Source organism: Microbacterium sp. AB, assembly GCF_032878875.1.
GTDB lineage: Bacteria > Actinomycetota > Actinomycetes > Actinomycetales > Microbacteriaceae > Microbacterium > Microbacterium betulae.
Genome location: NZ_CP118157.1, coordinates 243,582 through 261,606 on the forward strand (window position 1 = coordinate 243,582; position 18,025 = coordinate 261,606).

At 73.6% G+C, this 18,025-nt stretch carries 17 protein-coding genes; 13 read left to right on the forward strand and 4 right to left on the reverse strand.

What is annotated here, in order from left to right; genetic code table 11:
- Positions 1 to 180 precede the first annotated feature (180 nt).
- From N8K70_RS01155 to N8K70_RS01215, 13 genes are all read left to right on the forward strand, one after another.
- The gene (locus N8K70_RS01155) at positions 181 to 972 is read left to right on the forward strand and encodes an amino acid ABC transporter ATP-binding protein (protein ID WP_317139779.1); all 792 of its coding nucleotides are present in this window, start codon (positions 181 to 183) and stop codon (positions 970 to 972) included.
- The gene (locus N8K70_RS01160) at positions 969 to 1,607 is read left to right on the forward strand and encodes an amino acid ABC transporter permease (protein ID WP_317139780.1); all 639 of its coding nucleotides are present in this window, start codon (positions 969 to 971) and stop codon (positions 1,605 to 1,607) included. Before N8K70_RS01155 ends, N8K70_RS01160 begins: the two co-directional genes overlap by 4 nt.
- A gap of 1 nt (position 1,608) precedes the next feature.
- Positions 1,609 to 2,334 (forward strand): amino acid ABC transporter permease, encoded by a 726-nt coding sequence (locus N8K70_RS01165; RefSeq protein ID WP_317139781.1) that lies wholly within the window; start codon positions 1,609 to 1,611, stop codon positions 2,332 to 2,334.
- 52 nt (positions 2,335 to 2,386) lie between these two features.
- A complete protein-coding gene (locus tag N8K70_RS01170) occupies positions 2,387 to 3,229 on the forward strand; it encodes a substrate-binding periplasmic protein (protein WP_317139782.1) in 843 nt (280 codons plus the stop codon).
- Positions 3,230 to 3,278: 49 nt separating this feature from the next.
- On the forward strand, positions 3,279 to 4,229 hold the full coding sequence (locus tag N8K70_RS01175) for an ABC transporter substrate-binding protein (RefSeq protein ID WP_317139783.1): 951 nt from the start codon (positions 3,279 to 3,281) through the stop codon (positions 4,227 to 4,229).
- Between the two features lie 5 nt (positions 4,230 to 4,234).
- Positions 4,235 to 5,278 carry a FecCD family ABC transporter permease gene (locus tag N8K70_RS01180; RefSeq protein ID WP_317139784.1) on the forward strand — a complete coding sequence of 348 codons (1,044 nt, stop codon included), beginning with the start codon at positions 4,235 to 4,237 and terminating at the stop codon, positions 5,276 to 5,278.
- Complete coding sequence (locus N8K70_RS01185) at positions 5,275 to 6,333, forward strand: FecCD family ABC transporter permease (protein ID WP_317139785.1); 1,059 nt, start codon at positions 5,275 to 5,277, stop codon at positions 6,331 to 6,333. The genes N8K70_RS01180 and N8K70_RS01185 overlap by 4 nt, the downstream gene beginning before the upstream one ends.
- Positions 6,330 to 7,124 carry an ABC transporter ATP-binding protein gene (locus N8K70_RS01190; protein WP_317139786.1) on the forward strand — a complete coding sequence of 265 codons (795 nt, stop codon included), beginning with the start codon at positions 6,330 to 6,332 and terminating at the stop codon, positions 7,122 to 7,124. Before N8K70_RS01185 ends, N8K70_RS01190 begins: the two co-directional genes overlap by 4 nt.
- An 8-nt stretch (positions 7,125 to 7,132) precedes the next feature.
- Positions 7,133 to 7,879, forward strand: a complete 747-nt coding sequence (locus N8K70_RS01195; protein WP_317139787.1) for a GntR family transcriptional regulator — start codon at positions 7,133 to 7,135, stop codon at positions 7,877 to 7,879.
- 316 nt (positions 7,880 to 8,195) lie between these two features.
- Positions 8,196 to 9,101, forward strand: a complete 906-nt coding sequence (locus tag N8K70_RS01200; RefSeq protein ID WP_317139788.1) for a hypothetical protein — start codon at positions 8,196 to 8,198, stop codon at positions 9,099 to 9,101.
- Positions 9,101 to 10,306 carry an acylneuraminate cytidylyltransferase gene (locus N8K70_RS01205; protein ID WP_317139789.1) on the forward strand — a complete coding sequence of 402 codons (1,206 nt, stop codon included), beginning with the start codon at positions 9,101 to 9,103 and terminating at the stop codon, positions 10,304 to 10,306. The genes N8K70_RS01200 and N8K70_RS01205 overlap by 1 nt, the downstream gene beginning before the upstream one ends.
- The gene (locus N8K70_RS01210; RefSeq protein WP_317139790.1) at positions 10,303 to 11,175 is read left to right on the forward strand and encodes an N-acetylneuraminate synthase family protein; all 873 of its coding nucleotides are present in this window, start codon (positions 10,303 to 10,305) and stop codon (positions 11,173 to 11,175) included. The genes N8K70_RS01205 and N8K70_RS01210 overlap by 4 nt, the downstream gene beginning before the upstream one ends.
- Positions 11,172 to 12,440: a DUF6716 putative glycosyltransferase gene (locus N8K70_RS01215; protein WP_317139791.1), complete on the forward strand. Its 1,269-nt coding sequence runs from the start codon at positions 11,172 to 11,174 to the stop codon at positions 12,438 to 12,440. The genes N8K70_RS01210 and N8K70_RS01215 overlap by 4 nt, the downstream gene beginning before the upstream one ends.
- A 58-nt stretch (positions 12,441 to 12,498) precedes the next feature.
- Here N8K70_RS01215 and N8K70_RS01220 read toward each other — a convergent pair whose 3' ends face one another.
- From N8K70_RS01220 to N8K70_RS01235, 4 genes are read right to left on the reverse strand one after another with little or no spacing between them, the layout of a single operon-like run.
- The gene (locus N8K70_RS01220; protein WP_394357846.1) at positions 12,499 to 13,473 is read right to left on the reverse strand and encodes a GlxA family transcriptional regulator; all 975 of its coding nucleotides are present in this window, start codon (positions 13,471 to 13,473) and stop codon (positions 12,499 to 12,501) included.
- On the reverse strand, positions 13,470 to 14,459 hold the full coding sequence (locus N8K70_RS01225; RefSeq protein ID WP_317139793.1) for a zinc-binding metallopeptidase family protein: 990 nt from the start codon (positions 14,457 to 14,459) through the stop codon (positions 13,470 to 13,472). Before N8K70_RS01225 ends, N8K70_RS01220 begins: the two co-directional genes overlap by 4 nt.
- Positions 14,456 to 15,349 carry a transglutaminase family protein gene (locus N8K70_RS01230; RefSeq protein WP_317139794.1) on the reverse strand — a complete coding sequence of 298 codons (894 nt, stop codon included), beginning with the start codon at positions 15,347 to 15,349 and terminating at the stop codon, positions 14,456 to 14,458. Before N8K70_RS01230 ends, N8K70_RS01225 begins: the two co-directional genes overlap by 4 nt.
- An 8-nt stretch (positions 15,350 to 15,357) precedes the next feature.
- Positions 15,358 to 17,844: a circularly permuted type 2 ATP-grasp protein gene (locus N8K70_RS01235; RefSeq protein WP_317139795.1), complete on the reverse strand. Its 2,487-nt coding sequence runs from the start codon at positions 17,842 to 17,844 to the stop codon at positions 15,358 to 15,360.
- Positions 17,845 to 18,025: the final 181 nt, after the last annotated feature.

Consider the following 18,025-nt stretch of genomic DNA (forward strand, 5'->3'; position numbering starts at 1 on the left):
GGAAAGACGGGCTCTCAGGCCATGCGCGCCTCGACGTCCGTGTGCATCCGAGCGATATCCGACGGGCTTTGCCGGAAAAGCGGAAATCGCGCCATCGTGCAATCGGCGGGAAATCGAGACGAAACATTCCGGGGTCAGGATCGTCTACGTCACGATCCGAGGAATCAGCAGAGGAAACTCATGACCCCGTCACCGGAAGCATTCGGCGCCAGCAGCGACACGGACATCCCCAAAGTCGCACTCGACCGGATCCGGAAGACGTATGGCGAGAACGTCGTCCTGGACGACGTCACCCTTCACGTCCGGCAGGGCGAGGTGGTGTCGATCATCGGCCCGTCGGGTGCGGGGAAGAGCACCTTCCTCCGCTGCGTGAACCTTCTGGAGGTCCCCGACTCCGGCACCGTCCGGGTCGGCGAGCACGTCCTCGACGCCGGCGGGCGGCACACGGACAGGCAGCTGGAGGAGCTCCGCCGGGTCGCGGGGATGGTGTTCCAGTCGTTCAACCTCTTCCCGCACAAGACCGTGCTGGAGAACGTCTCGCTCGCGCAGCGCCGCGTGCTGGGACGGTCGAAGGAGGAGGCGGACGAACGCTCCCGGCAGCTGATCGACAGGGTGGGCCTCGCCGCGAAGTACGACGAGCACCCCCGGCGGCTCTCCGGCGGACAGCAGCAGCGCATCGCCATCGCACGGGCGCTCGCACTCGACCCGGAGGTGATGCTCTTCGACGAGCCGACCTCGGCGCTGGACCCGGAGATCGGCCTCGAGGTGCTCGCCGTGATGCAGGAGCTCGCGGAGTCGGGCATGACGATGATGGTCGTCACGCACGAGATCGAGTTCGCGCGGAAGGTCGGCGACCGCCTCGTCGTGATGGCGGACGGCGGCATCCTGGAGGAGGGCGACCCCGCCGAGGTGATCGCGAACCCGAAGGAGGACCGGACGCGGCGGTTCCTCGGGGCGGTGGTGCGCCGGTGATCGCGTTCTTCGAGGCGCTGCCCGCCGCGCTGGGGACGACGCTGCTGGTCTCCCTCTCGTCGCTCGTGATCGGCGCGGTCGCGGCCGTGCCCCTCCTGCTGGGGAGGGTCTCCCGCAACCGGCTGCTCTCGGGCGCGACCCGCGCCCTCATCGAGGTCGTCCGCGGCGTGCCCCCGGTCGTGTGGGTGTTCATCGTGTTCTTCGGCGTCGAGATCGGCTCGTTCCGGTTCGACCCGATGCCGGCCGCCGTCCTCGCCTTCTCGCTGATCTCCGCGGCGTACATCGCCGAGGTCTACCGCGGCGGGTACCTCTCCGTGAAGGCGGGTCAGTTCGAGGCCGCGGCCGCCCTCGGCCTGAGCCGGACCCGCGCGTTCGCCGACGTCGTCGCCCCGCAGCTGTTCCGGGTGGCCGTCCCGGGCGTCGTCGCCTACGCCGTCGGCCTGCTGAAGGACACCTCGATCGTGTCGATCATCGGCGTGGCGGACATCGTGTTCGCCGCCAGCCGCGCCATGCGGGCGACGGGCGACCCGATCCTGCCCTTCCTCGTCGTCGCCGCGCTCTACCTCGCGATCTCGCTCCCGATCGGCCTGCTCGGCCGGGCGGTGTACACCGCCCTCCGGAAGAAGGTGGCCTGAGATGTTCGTCGAGGACTGGCTGAGCTGGCTGCCGTCGATGCTGGAGGGTCTCTGGACGGCCCTCGGCGTCACGATCCTGGCCCTCGTCGTGGGTCTCCCGCTCGGCGCGCTGCTGGGCATCGGGTCGTCGGTGCGGACGCGGTCCGTGCGCGCGGCATGCGTGACGATCGTCGAGGTCGGTCGCGGCATCCCCGCGCTCGTGTTCCTCTATCTCGTGTACTACGGCCTCACCGAGTTCGGCCTCACCCTCACCAGCTTCGCGGCCGCCGTCGTCGGCATCGGCCTGACGACCGCCGCGTACTCGAGCGAGCTCTTCCGGGCGGGCTTCGAGTCGGTGCCGTCGGGCGAGCGGGAGGCCGCGCGCGCCCTCGGGATGAACGGGTTCTTCACGATGTGGGACGTCATCGTGCCGCAGGGGCTCGCGGTGGCGCTGCCCTCCCTCATCGGCCTCGCGATCCAGATGTTCCAGGCCACCGCGCTCGCCTACCAGATCGCGCTCCCCGAGCTGCTCTCGCGCGCCTACAGCACCGGCACGCAGACGTTCCAGTATCTGTCGGCGCTCGCGCTGGCCGGTCTGCTCTACCTCGTCGTCACGATCCCCCTCAGCTTCCTCTCCCAGCGCATCGCCGCCGGATCGTCTGCGGGCGGCCGGCGGCGCCGGGGGCGCAGATCGCGCAGGTCGATCGTCCCCTCGACGACCGCGCTGCCGGTCGTGCGCGCCCGCTGACGCCCCTGGCCTCCGTCCCCATCCCCTCGCACACATCAGGAGAACGATCCGCATGAACAAGCGCCTCACCGCCACAGCCCCGTTCGTCGTCCTCTCGCTCGGAGTCGCCCTCGCCGGGTGCGCGAGCGAGGACACGACCGCCGACGCGGTCGCCGACGACTGCACGCCCGCCCACGCCGACCTGCCCACGATCGCCGAGGGCACTCTCACGATCGGCATCTCCGACATGCCGCCGCTCGTCACCCCCACCGGCGAAGACGGCTACGAGGGGCTCGACGCCGACATCGTCAACGGCTTCGCGGCCCTCGAGTGCCTCACGGTCGAGCCCGTGGACGTCGGCGCGACCGCCGCGGTCACGGCCGTGCAGCAGGGGCGCGTGGACACCTCGCTGGGCGGCTGGTACCGCACCGAGGAGCGCAGCGAGGTCGTCGCGCTGAGCTATCCGATGTATCTCGACGGCCTCATCGTCGCCGCGCCCGAGGCCTACGAGACCTTCGACGACCTGGACGGGCTGACGGTGGGAGTCGTCCAGGGGTACAACTTCGTGGACGAGCTCGAGGCCCTGTTCCCCGGAAGGGTCAACACCTACCCGGAGCCCACGCTCCTGGCGGAGGACCTCTCCGCCGGGCGCATCGACGCGGCCTTCGACGTGGCCTCCGCCGCCGTCGTCTACGGCGGTGCGACGATCTCCTCCCTCGAGCCGGACGACCGCGTCCGCCAGTCGGTCCTGCCCGCCCAGACCGGGCTCCCCTTCTCGCACGAGAGCGAGGCGCTCGTGGCCGCCTTCGACGACTACCTCCAGACCATCCACGAGGACGGCACGCTGAAGGAGTACCTCGAGAAGTGGGACCTCGACCCCGAGCTGTCGGACGTCGGCGAGCCGCGGTTCGTCTGATCCCCGCCCGACCCGGTCCGGTCGACTGGGTTAGGGTAAGCTAATAAGCGTGAACTCGCGCGCGGCATCCCTGGCTCTCGTCCCCCTCATCGTCCTCGTCCCCCTCGCCGGCTGCTCGGCCTCCGTGCCCGAGCGGCCGGCGGTCGACGGTCGCACCGTCGACACCGTGCTCGGCGAGGTCGTCGTCCCCGCCGACATCGACTCGGTCGTCGTGATCGAGGGGCGCCGCGACCTCGACATCGTGCTGTCGCTCGGCCTGCCGCTCTCGGGCTACCCCTATGAGGAGCAGGGCGCCCTCGATCTCGAGTCCCCCCTCGCCGACGCCCTCGAGGACGCGCGGCAGAACGGCGCGGAGGAGCTCTTCCTCGCCGACGAGGTCAACGTCGAGGCGATCGCCACGGTCGCCCCGGACCTCATCGTGAGCCGCGTCGACGACGTCCAGCCCCTCCTCGAGGAGCTGACGGCGATCGCGCCCGTCCTCGCCATCGGCGACCAGGACACGAGCACGTGGCAGGACGATCTCCGCCTCGTCGCGGAGGCGACGGGCACGGAGGAGCGCGCGGAGGAGCTCATCGCGGGGTACGAGGAGCGCGTCGAGACGATCTCGGCGGAGTACGCGGACGTCCTCGCCGACCACGCCTTCGCGCCCATGAGCTACAACGGCGAGAGCGCCGAGGCGCGACCCAACCGTCTCCTCTCGCTCGTCCTGCGCGATGTCGGGGCGACGCCGTCCGCCGCGTTCGCGGACGTCATCGACGGTGGCGACGGCGAGTACAGCCTCGAGCAGCTGCTCCAGGGCTTCGGCGACGCCGACGCGATCGTCGCTCTCGTGAACGACCCGCAGACGTGGGAGCAGCTGCAGGCAGACCCGCTGTACCAGCAGCTCCCCGCGGTGCAGGAGGGCCATGCGGTGCGCTCCGACAAGCAGACGCACGAGGGCGCCGCGCTCACGGCCGAGCATGCGCTCGACGTCGTCGAGCAGCTGCTCGCGACCTTCTGAGCCGTATGCGCGCCGCCCTGCCGCGAGCCGAGGACTCGACCGGGCGCCGACGCCGCAGCGTGCGCGCCATCGCGGCGGCGGCCGTCGTCCTCGTCGCGCTCATGGCGCTCAGCGTGCTCGTCGGATCGCGCGGCCTCTCCGCGGGGACGGTCCTCCTCTCACTCGTCGGCGACGCCGGTGCCGAGGCCGAGGCCATCGTCGGGGGACAGCGCATCCCGCGCACGATCGTGGGGCTCCTGGGCGGTGCGGCGCTCGCCGTCGCGGGCGTCGTCATCCAGGGGCACACCCGCAACCCGCTCGCCGACCCGGGGCTGCTGGGAGTGACCTCGGGGGCGGCGCTCGCCGTCGTCGTCGCCATCTCGGTCTTCGGACTGACGACGCCTGCGGGATACCTGTGGTTCGCCTTCGCGGGGGCCGCGGCGGCCACGGCGCTCGTGACGGCTCTGGGCGCGGCCGCGAGCCGGAGACGCGACGTGTCTCCCGCCTCCCTCGTGCTCGCCGGCGCCACCGTGTCGGCTCTGCTGAGCGCGGTGACGGGTGTGATCCTCCTGCTCGACGCGTCGACCCTCGACGTCTACCGGTTCTGGACGGTCGGCTCCCTCTCCGGCGGTCGGACAGGGGATCTCCTGCCGATCGTCGTGCCTGCGCTGACGGCGGGCGCGCTCGTGGCGGCGCTGCAGACGCGCGCGCTCGACGCCCTCGCGCTCGGCGACGACATCGCCCGGTCGCTCGGTCGGAGCCTGCTCCGCACGCGGCTCTGGGGGCTGGCGAGCGTCACGCTCCTCGCGGGCGGCGCGACCGCACTGGTCGGATCGCTCGGCTTCGTCGGACTGGCCTCGCCGCACATCGCGCGCGGGCTCGTCGGGACGGGGCATCGCTCGCTCATCCCGCTGTCCGCGCTGATCGGCGGTGCGCTCGTCCTCGCGGCGGATGTCGTGGCACGTGTCGTCGTCTCGCCGGCCGAACTGCCCGTCGGAGTGGTGCTGGCCGTCCTGGGCGGCCCGCTCTTCCTCCTCGTCGTCATCCGGCTGTTCCGGAGGGCGTCATGAGCGGCGCCGTCCTCGTCTGGCGCGTCGGACCAGCGTCGGCGAGGACGCCCCGCCGCACGGTCGTCACGGTGATCGTCTCCGTCGTCGTCGTCGCGGCTCTCGCCGGCGTCTCGTTCGGCGTCGGCGACTACCTCGTCCCACCGGATCGCATCGTCTTGACGCTTCTCGGCGAGGGCGACGCGCAGGAGACGCTCGTCGTGACGAGGCTGCGCCTCCCTCGCGTTCTCCTCGGCCTCCTCGTCGGCGCGATGCTCGGCCTCTCGGGAGCCATCGTGCAGACCACCGCGCGCAACGGACTGGCGAGCCCGGATCTGCTCGGCGTCACGGGCGGAGCGTCCGCGGGCGCCGTCGCGGTCATCGTCCTGGGCGGTGCGACGGGCTTCTCCTCGTTTCTGCACGGGGTCGGGACCACGGCCGCGGCGCTCGCCGGCGGACTGGCCGCAGGGGCGACCGTCGCGGTCGTCCTGCGCGCCACACGCGGAGGGCAGCTGCAGACCGTCCTCATCGGGGTCGGCGTATCCGCCCTGTTCAGCGGGCTCACGAGCGGGATGCTCGTGGAGGCGAGCATCGACGACGCCGAACGCGCGAGCGCATGGCTCATGGGATCGCTCGGCGGGCGGGGCGTCGAGGAAGTGCGGCTCGCAGCGGGCGCGCTCGCGCTCGTCGTCGTGATCCTCGTGCCGCTCTCAGCGCGGCTCTCGGCACTCCACCTCGGCGAGGACACCGCGGCGTCGCTCGGGCACCGCGTCCCGCGGCTCCGGGCGGGACTGCTCGTGTCCGCGGTCGTGCTCGCATCGATCGCCGCGGCGGTCGCGGGTCCCATCGGCTTCGTCGCGCTCGTCGCGCCGCACCTCGCACGCCTCGCGAGCCGGGCGCCGCGGGCGCCCTTGGCCGCGTCGGCGCTCGCGGGCTCTGCGCTGGTCACGGGCAGCGACATCGTCGCACGCGTCGTGGCGGCTCCGCTCCTCCTGCCCACGGGCGCCGTCTCCGCCATCGTCGGAGCCCCGTTCCTCATCTGGCTCCTCGTCCGCGAGAGAAAGGGCGTCGGCTCATGACGGGCGCGCTGCGAACCCACGGTCTCCGCGTCGACCTCGGCGGCCGCACCGTGCTCGACGACATCGGCGTCGACATCGCCGCCGGTGCGACGACCGCGATCGTCGGCCCCAACGGATCCGGCAAGAGCACGCTGCTGCGCTGCCTGGCACGGCTCCAGGATCACCGCGGCGCCGTGACGCTCGACGGCGAGGACGTGCGCCGGATGCCCGCCCGCGCCTTCGCGCGCCGGGTCGCGCTTCTTCCGCAGGCGCCGATCGCGCCGGACAACCTCACGATCGTCGACCTCGTCACGCGCGGACGCGACCCGTACCGACGCTGGTACGACCAGTGGTCGTCCGCCGATGAGGCCGTCGTGCACGAGGCGATCGAGCGGACGGGACTGACGGATCTCGCCGACCGGCCTCTCGAGACGCTCTCCGGCGGCCAGCGCCAGCGCGCCTGGGTCGCCCTCGCCCTCGCGCAGTCGGCCGATGTGCTCCTCCTCGACGAGCCGACGACCTATCTCGACATCGCGCATCAGCTCGACGTGCTCGAGACCGTCGCCGAGCTGCAGCGGGAGCGGGGGATGACGGTCGTCATGGTGCTGCACGACCTCGGACTCGCCGTTCGGTACGCTGACCACATCGTCGCCGTGCACGGCGGTGCGATCGCCGCCGCCGGTCCCGCCGGAAGCGTCGTCACACCGGAGCTCCTGCGCACGGTCTTCGGCATCGACGCCTCTCTCCTCGAGGATCCGCGGACGGGGCGTCCCGTCATCGTGCCGCACCGCGCCGTGCGGTCGAGGGACTGAGGAGGAGCATGACGCCATCGCGCCGAGGGCGCCGCGAGGGACGGCTCGTCGGCGGGCCCCGCAGCGTCACCGAGATCGCCGCTGACGGCCTGCGCCGCCGGATCGTCACGGGCGCCCTCCCGCAGGGGGCGCACATCTCCGAGCAGGCGATCGCCGATGAGCTCGGCGTGAGCAGGGCTGCGCTGCGTGAGGCCCTCCGTCTCCTCGAGCGCGACGGCCTCGTGGTCACCGTGCCGCGCGCCGGCAGCCGCGTCGTCTCGCTCACTCTCCGAGACGCCTACGAGATCGTCACCCTGCGCGAGCACCTGGAGGACTTCGCGATCGGGCTCGGCGTGCCGTCGGCCGATCCGGCCCGCCTCGCGTCGCTCGCCGAGGCGGTCGAACGGATGGAGCGGAACGCCGAGTGCGGGGACGAGGAGGCGGCGGGCACGGATGGCCTCGACTTCCATCGCGCGTTCATCGGCCTCGCGGGACACGCGCAGCTCGAGGCCGCGTTCGGCGTCATCGTCCAGCCGCTGGGACTGCTCATGGGGCTCAATCGTCGTTCGACGGCGGGGTCCGAGACGCTGCACGAGCGTGCAGAGCGTCACCGGCGCGTTCTCACGCGCGTCGAGGCGGGCGATGCCGCGGGCGTGCGGGCGGAGCTGCGATCGCACACCACGACGGGCTTCCTCGAGGACGGCGTGCTGCCCAGAGGCGATGCCGACGACGTCGTGCTCGCCTGGGCGCGAGGGCGTCTGAGCGCCCGGCGCTGATCCGGAAACAGGCGAACGGGCCCATTGTGCGACAGGCCCGTTCGAGAGGTATGACGGACGAGGCGACGGTGCGAGCGCCGACCCCATCGAATACATGACCAGCCTCTCGCGGATGGTCCCCGCGTGACAGCGGCGAGATGGTCATGGTTCGAAAGGATCTCGCCAGTCGCCTGAATCGGTCCGCCGACGGCCGGGCGGAGCGACCCGCCGTTCATCCGCTCCTCACCGGCTCGTCATCTCCTCCTGCCCGCGCGTTCACGTCCGCGGTCGAGCCTGGTCCGCACGGGGACCACCCCTGGCGAGCGGAGGAGGGACCGTGGCGGAATCGCAGCCGGTCATCGCATGGGCCGAGTCGCCGCTTCAACTCATCGGAGCGGCCGAGTGGGCGTCCGCGCACGATCGGACGGTCTCGCTCGCGGCCCGGCTCACCGACCAGATGCCGGAGACCGCCGACGAGCTCATCGCGCGCGGAGCGCGGTTCGGGGAGTGCGCGCCGTACCTCGGCATCCCGTGGCGGCTGCTGGCCCGGCACGGGCACTGGCTCGTCGGCGACGGGTTCTCCGGGCAGTTCCGGCTGGCGGCGACGGTGCTGCGTCCCCGGCGGATCACGTTCCTCGACGACGGGGCGAACACGCTCGCCTTCGCCGACGCCCTGCTCGGGCGCCGGGCGTACGCGCGCCCGGGGGTCGCGGAGCGCGGGCTCGCGACGCGGGTCGCGCCGCTCGTCGAGGACCACGTCCTCCGCAGGGCGCTGGCGGGGGACGTCGAGCTCTTCACGGCGTTCGACCTCGGCGGGGAGCGGGCCGCGGCGCTGGGCGAGCGCGGCGTCCGGATCGAGCGGCACCGCTTCCCGTGGACGCGTGCGACCGCCCGGCCGAGGCCCGATCTCGGCCGTCGCATCGTGCTCGGCAGCGCCCGCCCCGTCGACGGTCGCCTGCCGATGAGCGCATACATCGCGTGGGTGGCCGGCCAGGCGTCGGCGGAGCCCGTCGTCTACCTGCCGCATCGCCGTGAGCCGCGCGACCAGCTCGAGCTCGTCGCCGCCCTGCCCGGGGTCCGGGTCGTGCGGACGGGGATGCCGGCGGAGCTCGTGCTGGCCGGTCTCCCCGGGTCCGTCGAGATCCGCACGCTCCCCTCGAGCACGACGACGACGCTCTCGCACGTGCTCCACGGATCCGCCGCCGTCGTGCGTTCCCGGGCGAGCCGGGCGCGGAACGCCTGATGGGCGAGGTCGTCGCCGTCATCCCCGCCCGCGGCGGGTCGAAGGGCGTGCCGCGCAAGAACCTGCGGCGCGTGGGAGGTCTTCCCCTCGTCGCCCGTGCGATCGTCGCGGCGCAGGAGGCGTCCGGCGTGGACCGGGTGGTGGTGTCGACCGACGACGCCGAGATCGCGGGCGTCGCGGAGGAGTGGGGAGCGCGGGCCGTGCCGCGGCCCGCGGAGCTCGCCGGAGACGAGGCGAGCTCCGAGAGCGCGCTCATCCACGTCTGCGACGTGCTCGCGTCGGAGGGCGTCGACGTCGGCGTGGTCGTCCTCCTGCAGGCGACGTCGCCGTTCATCGTGCCGTCGCTGCTCGACGAGGCGATCGCGCTCGTGGCGGAGGGCGTCTTCGACACCGTCCTGTCCGCGGTCTCGACCTACGGGTTCCTCTGGGAGCGCGACGCCTCGGGAGCCGCCTCGGCGGTCAACCACGACAGCGCCCGGCGGCCCCGACGGCAGGACAGGTCGCCGCAGCTCCTCGAGACCGGCGCCTTCTACGCGATGGACGCCGCCGGGTTCCGAGCCGCGCGTCACCGCTTCTTCGGACGCGTCGGCGTCGTCGAGGTGCCGGAGCGCACCGCGATCGAGATCGACTCCCCGGAGCAGCTGGAGCTCGCCGGGGCCGTCGCGCCGCTGGTCCGCGACGACGGCGGGATCGACGTCGACGCCGTCGTGACCGACTTCGACGGCGTGCACACCGACGACACGGCGATCGTCGACGCCGACGGCCGCGAGCAGGTGCGTGTCAGCCGCTCGGACGGGATGGGCGTCGACCTCCTGAGACGTGCGGGCATCCCGGTGCTGATCCTCTCGACGGAGCGCAACCGGGTCGTCGCGGCACGTGCGCGCAAGCTGCGCGTCGACGTCCGTCAGGGGCTCGACGACAAGGCGTCCGCTCTCCGGGCATGGACGGCTGAGCGGGGCGTCGCGCTGTCGCGGATCGCCTATCTGGGGAACGACGTCAACGACCTCGACTGCCTGGAGGCCGTCGGATGGCCCGTGGCGGTGCGCGGAGCCCATCCGCTCGTGACGGCCGCCGCCCGCGTCGTGCTCGACCGTCCCGGCGGAGCCGGAGCGGTGCGGGAACTGGCCGAGCTCGTCCTGCGGGCACGGCGTGACGAGTCCCGATCGGGGCTCGGATCCAGGGAAGCGGAAAGGAAGACGACATGACCGTCGCGATCGGAGGCCGCGTGGTGGGCGGTGGGCGTCCCGCCTACGTCATCGCGGAGATCGGCCTCAACCACAACGGCGACGTCGAGCTCGCCAAGCGCCTGATCGACGTCGCGGCCGACGCGGGGGCCGACGCCGTGAAGCTCCAGAAGCGCACGCCGGAGATCGCGACGCCCGACCACATGCGCGACGTGCCCCGCGAGACGCCCTGGGGCACGATGACGTACCTCGACTACCGCCGTCGCGTGGAGCTCGACCGCGACGCCTACGTCGAGATCGCCGACCATGCGCTGCTGCGCGGACTCGACTGGTTCGCGTCGCCGTGGGATGTGCCGAGCGTGGCGTTCCTCGAGGACCTCGGCGTCGTCGCCCACAAGATCGCCTCCGCGTGCCTCACGGACACGGGGCTGCTCGAGGCCGTGCGCGACACCGGCAAGCCGGTCGTCCTGTCCACCGGGATGTCGACGATGGAGCAGATCGACCGCGCGCTCGAGACCCTCGGCACCGATCGCGTCGTACTCCTGCACGCGACCTCCACGTACCCGATGGAGCCGGAGGAGGCGAACCTGCGCGTCATCCCGATGCTCCGCGACCGGTACCCGGGCGTGCCCGTCGGATACTCCGGGCACGAGCGGGGCCTGCAGATCTCGCTGGCCGCCGTGGCGCTGGGCGCCGTGGCGGTCGAGCGCCACATCACGCTCGACAGGACGATGTGGGGCTCCGACCACGCCGCGTCGCTCGAGCCCGCGGGGCTCGAGCACCTCGTCCGCGACATCCGGATCGTCGAGACCGCGCTCGGCGACGGCGTCAAGCGGGTGTTCCCCGGCGAGCTCGCGCCTCTGGCGAAGCTGCGCCGCGTCCCCGCGTGACGAGCGCCGCCGCCCTGCGGGTCGCCGCCGTCGCCGACTCCGACTCGTACGTCAAGTGGGCGGCGGCGCTGCTCGGGGCGTCGGGCGCCGAGGCGCGGCTGCTCGTGCTCGCGACGCCGCTCACGGTGAGCGACGCGCAGCTCGCGGACGCCCTCGAGGGCAGCGGGCTGCGCCCGGCGCGGGTCCGCCGTGTCTCCTACGACGAGCTGCCCGGCAGCCTCGCGGAGTTCGGAGCCGATGCCGTCCTCCTCGCGGCCCGTGGTCCGCTCGTCCGCGTCCTGGCCCGCCGGATCGCGGCGCAGGAGAGCGCCCCCGTCCTCTTCGGCGGGATCCCCGGGATCACGTTCCCGGCGGGACGGCGCGCTCTCCTCTACCGCGTGCAGTGCGACCTGCTCGTGCTCCACTCGCATCGCGAGGTGCGGGACTTCGCGGCGCTCGCGGCGCGCGAGGGGCGGCCGCAGCGCTTCGGCCTGGCGCGCCTGCCGTTCGCTGCGGCCGGAGGCGAGCGGCGGGCGCCGGGCGGGACGGATCTCGTCTTCGCCGCGCAGGCGATCGTCCCGCGCGAGCGCGCGGACCGCGTGCGGGTGGTCGACCTGCTCGTCCGCGCCGCGGAGGCGGATCCGAGCCGCCGCGTGGTCCTGAAGCTGCGGAGCGTGAGGGGCGAGCGCGAGACCCATCCCGAGCGGCATGCGTACGCGGAGCTGCTCGAGGCCCGGAGCGGGCGCCCGCCGAACCTCGTCGTCGCCTCGGGGCCCATGTCCCGCGCCCTCGACAGCGCGCAGGGACTCGTCACGGTGAGCTCGACGGCCGCCGTCGAGGCCGTCGCGCGCGGGATCCCGGTGATCCTGCTCGACCTCTTCGGCGTCTCCGGCCCGCTCGTCAACACGGTGTTCGCGGGCAGCGGGCTCTTCGGCGACGAGGACGCCGTCGCGCGCCGGGAGTTCCGCAGCCCCGACCCGCGCTGGCTGCGCGACAACTACCTGCACGACCCGGCGGAGGACGACTGGGCCGAGCGGCTCGCGGCGCTCGTCTCGCTGCGCAGACGGGGCGAGCTGCCGGTGACGCCTCCGCTCGCGCGCCGGGGCGGCCGGCTGCGCGACGCGTGGGAGCGCAAGCGCGTGCTCGGGCGCCACGACCGGACGGCGTCGGGCACCGTGGCGCTCGTGATCGGGGCGCCCGCTCGCGGCGTCGTGCGGATGGCGCAGCGCGTGCGGCGCGTGCTGAGGAGCCGGGCGGAGGCGCCTTCGCCCGGCACCCCCGTATGACGAGTTCGACCCGGTTCACGACGCCGACGGGGTCGGATTCGTCATACGAACGCTGCTTCTACGAGCCGAGGGTGAACGTGCGGCGGTACTCGGTCGGCGTCGTGTCGAGGATCCGCTGGAAGTGCAGCCGGAGGTTCGCCCCCGTGCCGAGCCCGACGTCCGCGGCGATCTGCTCGACGCCGAGCTCCGAGCGCTCGAGCAGCTCGCGTGCGAGGTCGATGCGCGCCCGCATGACCCACTGCATGGGGGTGTAGCCGGTGTCCTCGACGAAGCGGCGCGAGAACGTGCGCGGCGACACGGCCGCATGGCGGGCCAGCGCCTCGAGGGTGAGCGGCTCTCCGAGCCGGTGCAGCGCCCACTCGCGTGTGGCCGCGAAGCGCTCGCCGATCGGCTCCGGGACGCTGCGGGGCACGTACTGCGCCTGGCCGCCGCTGCGGTAGGGGGCGGCGACGAGCCGGCGTGCGGCGTGGTTCGACGCCGCGACGCCGAGGTCGGAGCGCAGGATGTGCAGGCACAGGTCGATCCCCGACGCCGCGCCCGCGGAGGTGAGGACGCTGCCCTCGTCGACGAAGAGGACGTTCTCGTCCACGCGGACCCGCGGATGCCTGCGGGCGAGCGCACGGGTGTAGTGCCAGTGCGTCGTCGCCCGCCGGCCGTCGAGCAGGCCGGTGGCGGCCAGCGCGAACGCGCCCGTCGAGATGGCGGCGAGGCGGGCGCCGCGCGCATGCGCCGCGACGAGCGCGTCGACGACGGCGGACGGCGGATCCTCGCTGCCGGGCGACCGAGAGCCGGGGATGAAGACGATGTCGGCCCATTCGAGCGCCTCGAGGCCGTGGGCCACGTGGTACGAGAGGCCGTCGCCGCCGGCCACGAGGCCCGGCTCGGCGCCGCAGACGCGCACCTCGTAGGGCATGCTCCCGCGGGTCGTGAACACCTGAGCGGGGATGCCGACGTCGAGCGGCTTCGCGCCCTCGGGGACGATCACGGCGACGCGGCGGAGGACGGCTCCGGACGGCTCGGGCACGCGGATCAGGCGGGGGACGGCCGCAGCGCGGCGACGAAGTCGAGCTTGTCGAGCACGGGGGCGGGGATGACGAACGGGTACAGGTCGTCGTCGCCCAGCGAGCGGCTGATGAGGTTGAGGCCGAGGGAGAGCGGCATCCACACCCGCGTCACGAGCGCGCTGAACGGCGAGAAGGCGGACGGGTCGACCGTGATGAGGCCCGTCGCCGCGGCCGACTCGATCGTGTCGCGGATGTGGAGGAAGTGCGCCCACGTCTCGGCGAAGTCCTCGAACGGGTGCATCGTCGCGTATGCGGAGATGTACGACGCCCTCCAGTCGGCCGGCGGCCCCTCGGCGTAGTGCCTGCCGATCGCCGCGGAGTAGTCGGCGGTCTCGTCGCCGAAGAGGGCGCGCCCGCGCTCGACGAGGGCGGGATCCTGGACGAGGAGCCACTGGAAGTAGTGCCCGGACTCGTGGCGCAGGTGCCCGATCATCGTGCGGTACGGCTCGCCGAGGTCGTCGCGCACGCGCACGCGGTGCGAGGCGTCGGCCTCGGCGAGGTCGATGGTGATGACGCCGTCCGCATGGCCGATGACGACGCTCTCGCCGACGCTCGACAGCATGTCGAAGCACAGCCCGCGTCCGGGGTCGTCCGCCCGGCTCACGACGCGGAAGCCGAGGCGGTCGAGCTCCGCGACGAGCTGTCGCTTCGCGCGCTCCGCCACGGGGAACTGCGCCAGGCCCTGCGCGTCGCCGTCGTGCGGCCGCGTGCGCGTGAGATCGCATGCGGTGCACTGGCCGCCCTCGTCCGTCGTGAGCCAGGTGCATCCCGAGAGCCCGAGGTTGCGGCAGACGTGCCACGCGATGCCCGCGCCGTCGACGTGCCGTCCGCCCCCGTCGACGGGGACGATGTCCCGCTCGTCCCGCGAGTAGCCGAGGCCCGTGCCGCAGCGCACGCAGACGGAGTTCTCGAAGTAGAGCCGGTTGCCGCAGACCCGGCAGGAGTAGATCCTCATCCGCCCATCCTCCTCCCGTCGTCCACGCCGCCCAGGGGGGCGACATCGACGGACACCTCCAGCGTCGACCGTCGTGCCTCGGTGAAGATCACACCCTTCACGGGCGCGACGTCTCCGTAGTCCCGCCCCCAGGCGACGGTGACGTGGCGATCGCCGGCCCAGCGGTCGTTGGTGGGGTCGACGGCGAGCCACGCGTCCGATCCCGGCAGCCAGACGGCGACCCAGGCGTGCGAGGCGTCGGCGCCCACCATGCGCTCCTCGCCCGGCGGCGGCTCGGTCGCGAGGTATCCGCTCACGTAGCGCGCCGCGACGCCGTGGCTTCGCAGGCAGGCGAGCATCAGGTGCGCGAAGTCCTGGCACACTCCCGCGCGCGTGCGCAGCACCTCTTCCACGGTGCTCGTCACGGTCGTGGCCGCGCCGTCGTACGCGAAGTCGGAGTGGATGCGGTGCACGAGGTCGGTCACCGCCTCCCCGACGGGGCGCCCGGGCACGAGGGAGGGGGCGGCGTAGTCGTGCGCCTCCTCGGCGTGAGCGGCCTGCGGCGACTCGAGGGCGAACTCCGTCGCGGCCCAGGCCGACGCCGCGTCCGACGCGCACGGCCTCGACTCCTCCCACGGCGCGGCGAGGGCTGCGGCGTCGTAGACGGGCGGTTCCACGCGCACATCGCTCGTCGCCTCGACGACGAGCGACCGGTGCGGGTCGGTCACCTGGAAGGAGGTGAGCTCGTTGCCGTATCCGTCGAGCCCCGTGCGCAGGGCGAGGGGCCGAGGGCGGACCTCGACGCGGTGCTCGGCGACGATCTGCCAGGGCAGCGGCCGCGGGACGAGGCGCCCCACGCCGTGGCTGTCGTGCACGTCCTCGTCGTACGCGTAGGTCGTGCGGTGCGTCACCCGGTACCTCACGCCGTCACCGTCTCGGCGGCCGCGCCCTCGGCGCCGGCGTCCATCGGCTGCGGCAGCGGACCGGACTCGAAGTGCACGAGCGCGATGGCGTCGGCGAGCCGGCCCAGGGCGGAGACCGTCTCGGAGAGGAAGGCGGCCAGGCGCGGGCCCGGCTCGAGGGGGGCGTGGCCGCCGAGCCGCGAGGCGAGGTCGTCGCGCAGACGCTCAGGGCGGGTGGAGCCGGTCGCGAGCGGCAGCGCGTCGAGATGGCCGCCGAGGGTGGCGACGGCGGAGGCGAGCGAACGCGGGTTGTCGGGGTCCGCGAGCAGCAGCTCGAGCGCCTCGACGGGCCGGCCGGATCCGCCGTGTCGTCTGCGGTACGTCACGGCGCTCTCGGCGGCTCCGAGCACGCCCTCCAGCGCGTCCTCCGCTCCCGGTCCCGTCAGCGCGGGCAGCGTCGCCTGCACGAGCAGGCACACCTGCAGCGCCCTCTCGAGCTGCCGCCCCGCCTCGAACGCGTTCCAGCCCTCGTCGCGCATCATGCTCGCCGTCACGCCGTAGAGGGAGAGCAGGCCCGTGAGCGTGCGCGCCGCGGCGTCGGCGAGAGGGTAGCCGGGCTCGGCGCGCAGCAGGCCGGCCGCGCGATCCGTCGCGCTGAACACGCGCCACGTGTCGTCGGAGAGCTGATCGCGCACACCGGCGAGCGCGTCGCGCAGGCGTGCGAGGGAGTCGGCCGCCGAGCCCGGGCGATCCGCGTCGAGCAGCGCGGAGCGGTGGTCCTCGTCCCGGTCGGCTCCGCGCGTGCCGCACAGCCGCGCCAGCGCCGCGCTCAGGGCGTCGGCGCCGTCCGACTGCGACCGGCGCCGACCGCGCGTGAGGCCGTCGGCCGTGAGGACGATGCGCACGACGTCCTCGGCCCGCTCGGCGTAGCGCCCGGCCCAGAAGAGGTCGTCGAGGGCGCGCGGCGAGAACACGGGGACGGCGCGGGCGAGGGCGGTGCGGACGAGCCTGTCGATTCCCTGATCGGGGTCGTCGGCATGCGCCTTCCGCACCCACACGTCCTTGGTCGCCGGCGTCAGGGCGCCGTCCGCGACCATGGCGAGGCCGCCGACGAACGGCCGCTGGGCGGTGCCGTCGCGCACCGTGAAGGCGCGCATCGTGACGGGGGCCCCGCCGATCCGCGCGTCGTGCCGCCCTCCCTCGAGCACGGGCGCCTGCGACAGCGGCATCCGCAGCTGCGCCGCGTAGCGCAGTGGATGCCGCTCGATGCGCGATCGCAGGTGCGCCGGCGACGCCGCGGAGAGGTCGTCGCCGGAGCCGTCGATCGTGCGGACGATGACGGTCTCGGGGGCCTCGTCCAGCCGACGCAGGACGGTCTCTCGGTGGCCGGCGTCCCCGCACCACCAGCTCTGGGCGACGCCGAGACGCAGCTCCTCGCCGAGCAGGTGCTCGCAGACGTCCGCCATGTACGCCAGCAGCGCCGGATTCTCGAGCACGCCGGCGCCGAGGCCGTTCGCGACGCGCACATTGCCGCGGCGCACCGCCTCGACGAGACCCGTCACGCCGAGCTGCGACTCTCCCCGCAGCTCGAGCGGATCGCTCCAGTCGGCGTCCACGCGCCGGACGATCACGTCGACGCGGTCGACGGGCGCCGTGCGGGGCCATCCCGACGGCTTCATCCAGACCTCGCCGTCGCGGACGACGAGGTCGCCCCCGCGGACGAGCGGGAAGCCGAGCACGTTCGCGAGGAACGCCTGGTCGAAGGCGGTCTCGGAATGCGTCCCGGGGGACAGCACGACCGCGCGCGGGATCGCGTCGCCCCGCGGGGCCGCATGCACGAGCGCCGTCCGCAGCGCGGACACGAACGGCTCGACGCGGTGCGTGCCGCTCTCGCGGTGGAGCCCCGGCATCAGGCGTGTCATGACCCGGCGGTTCTCCATCGCGTACCCGAGCCCCGACGGCGCCTGCACGCGATCCGCCAGCACGCGCCAGGCGCCGTCGGCGTCCCGCCCGAGGTCGGTGCCCGTGAGGACGAGCGGCGCGGGGTCGGAGACGCCGACGAGCGGGCGCAGGAACCCCGCGTGCCCGAAGACGGCGGCGGCGGGCACGACGCCGTCGGCGAGGAGGCGCTGCGGCCCGTAGAGATCGGCGAGCACGGCTCCGAGCAGCTCCGCGCGCTGCGCCAGCCCCACCTCGAGCCGCTCCCATTCCGCGGCGTCGAGCACGAGCGGGACGGGGTCGAGCCGCCACGGCCGGGAGCTCCCCCCGCGCTGCGCCGCGCTCGCGCCGTCGTCGGCGAGCAGGTCGGCGCCCTCCGCGGCGATGCGCGCGAGGTCGTCGGCCGTCAGCTCGGAGAGGGTGGTCGCGAGGCCGTGCCACGCCGGGCGCCGACGGCCGTTGGCGCCGTACACCTCGTCGAAGCGCGCCGGGCCGTCGCCGCGCGTGCTCGGGAGGGGAAGCGTCGGCTGTGACAGGGACGCGCCGTAGTCGCGCAGCAGGCTCATGCGCCGGGACGGTCTGCGGGAGCAAGGGTCACCGGAATACTCTGACACGTCGCGAGGCGGGCGCGGGGCGCACGAGCCCTCGCCCGCCGGCGACGAGAACGTAACACGGGCCGCACGGGGGCTTCACGCGGCGGAAACAGGTTCTTCCTACTGTCGTGAACCAGACGATCCCCGCCGAGAC

Coding starts and splice junctions, on each gene's coding strand:
- N8K70_RS01155 (WP_317139779.1), top strand. CDS start 181: ATGACCCCGTCACCGGAAGCATTCGGCGCCAGCAGCGACACGGACATC.
- N8K70_RS01165 (WP_317139781.1), top strand. CDS start 1,609: ATGTTCGTCGAGGACTGGCTGAGCTGGCTGCCGTCGATGCTGGAGGGT.
- N8K70_RS01170 (WP_317139782.1), top strand. CDS start 2,387: ATGAACAAGCGCCTCACCGCCACAGCCCCGTTCGTCGTCCTCTCGCTC.
- N8K70_RS01180 (WP_317139784.1), top strand. CDS start 4,235: ATGCGCGCCGCCCTGCCGCGAGCCGAGGACTCGACCGGGCGCCGACGC.
- N8K70_RS01185 (WP_317139785.1), top strand. CDS start 5,275: ATGAGCGGCGCCGTCCTCGTCTGGCGCGTCGGACCAGCGTCGGCGAGG.
- N8K70_RS01190 (WP_317139786.1), top strand. CDS start 6,330: ATGACGGGCGCGCTGCGAACCCACGGTCTCCGCGTCGACCTCGGCGGC.
- N8K70_RS01195 (WP_317139787.1), top strand. CDS start 7,133: ATGACGCCATCGCGCCGAGGGCGCCGCGAGGGACGGCTCGTCGGCGGG.
- N8K70_RS01205 (WP_317139789.1), top strand. CDS start 9,101: ATGGGCGAGGTCGTCGCCGTCATCCCCGCCCGCGGCGGGTCGAAGGGC.
- N8K70_RS01210 (WP_317139790.1), top strand. CDS start 10,303: ATGACCGTCGCGATCGGAGGCCGCGTGGTGGGCGGTGGGCGTCCCGCC.
- N8K70_RS01225 (WP_317139793.1), bottom strand. CDS start 14,459: ATGAGGATCTACTCCTGCCGGGTCTGCGGCAACCGGCTCTACTTCGAG.
- N8K70_RS01235 (WP_317139795.1), bottom strand. CDS start 17,844: ATGAGCCTGCTGCGCGACTACGGCGCGTCCCTGTCACAGCCGACGCTT.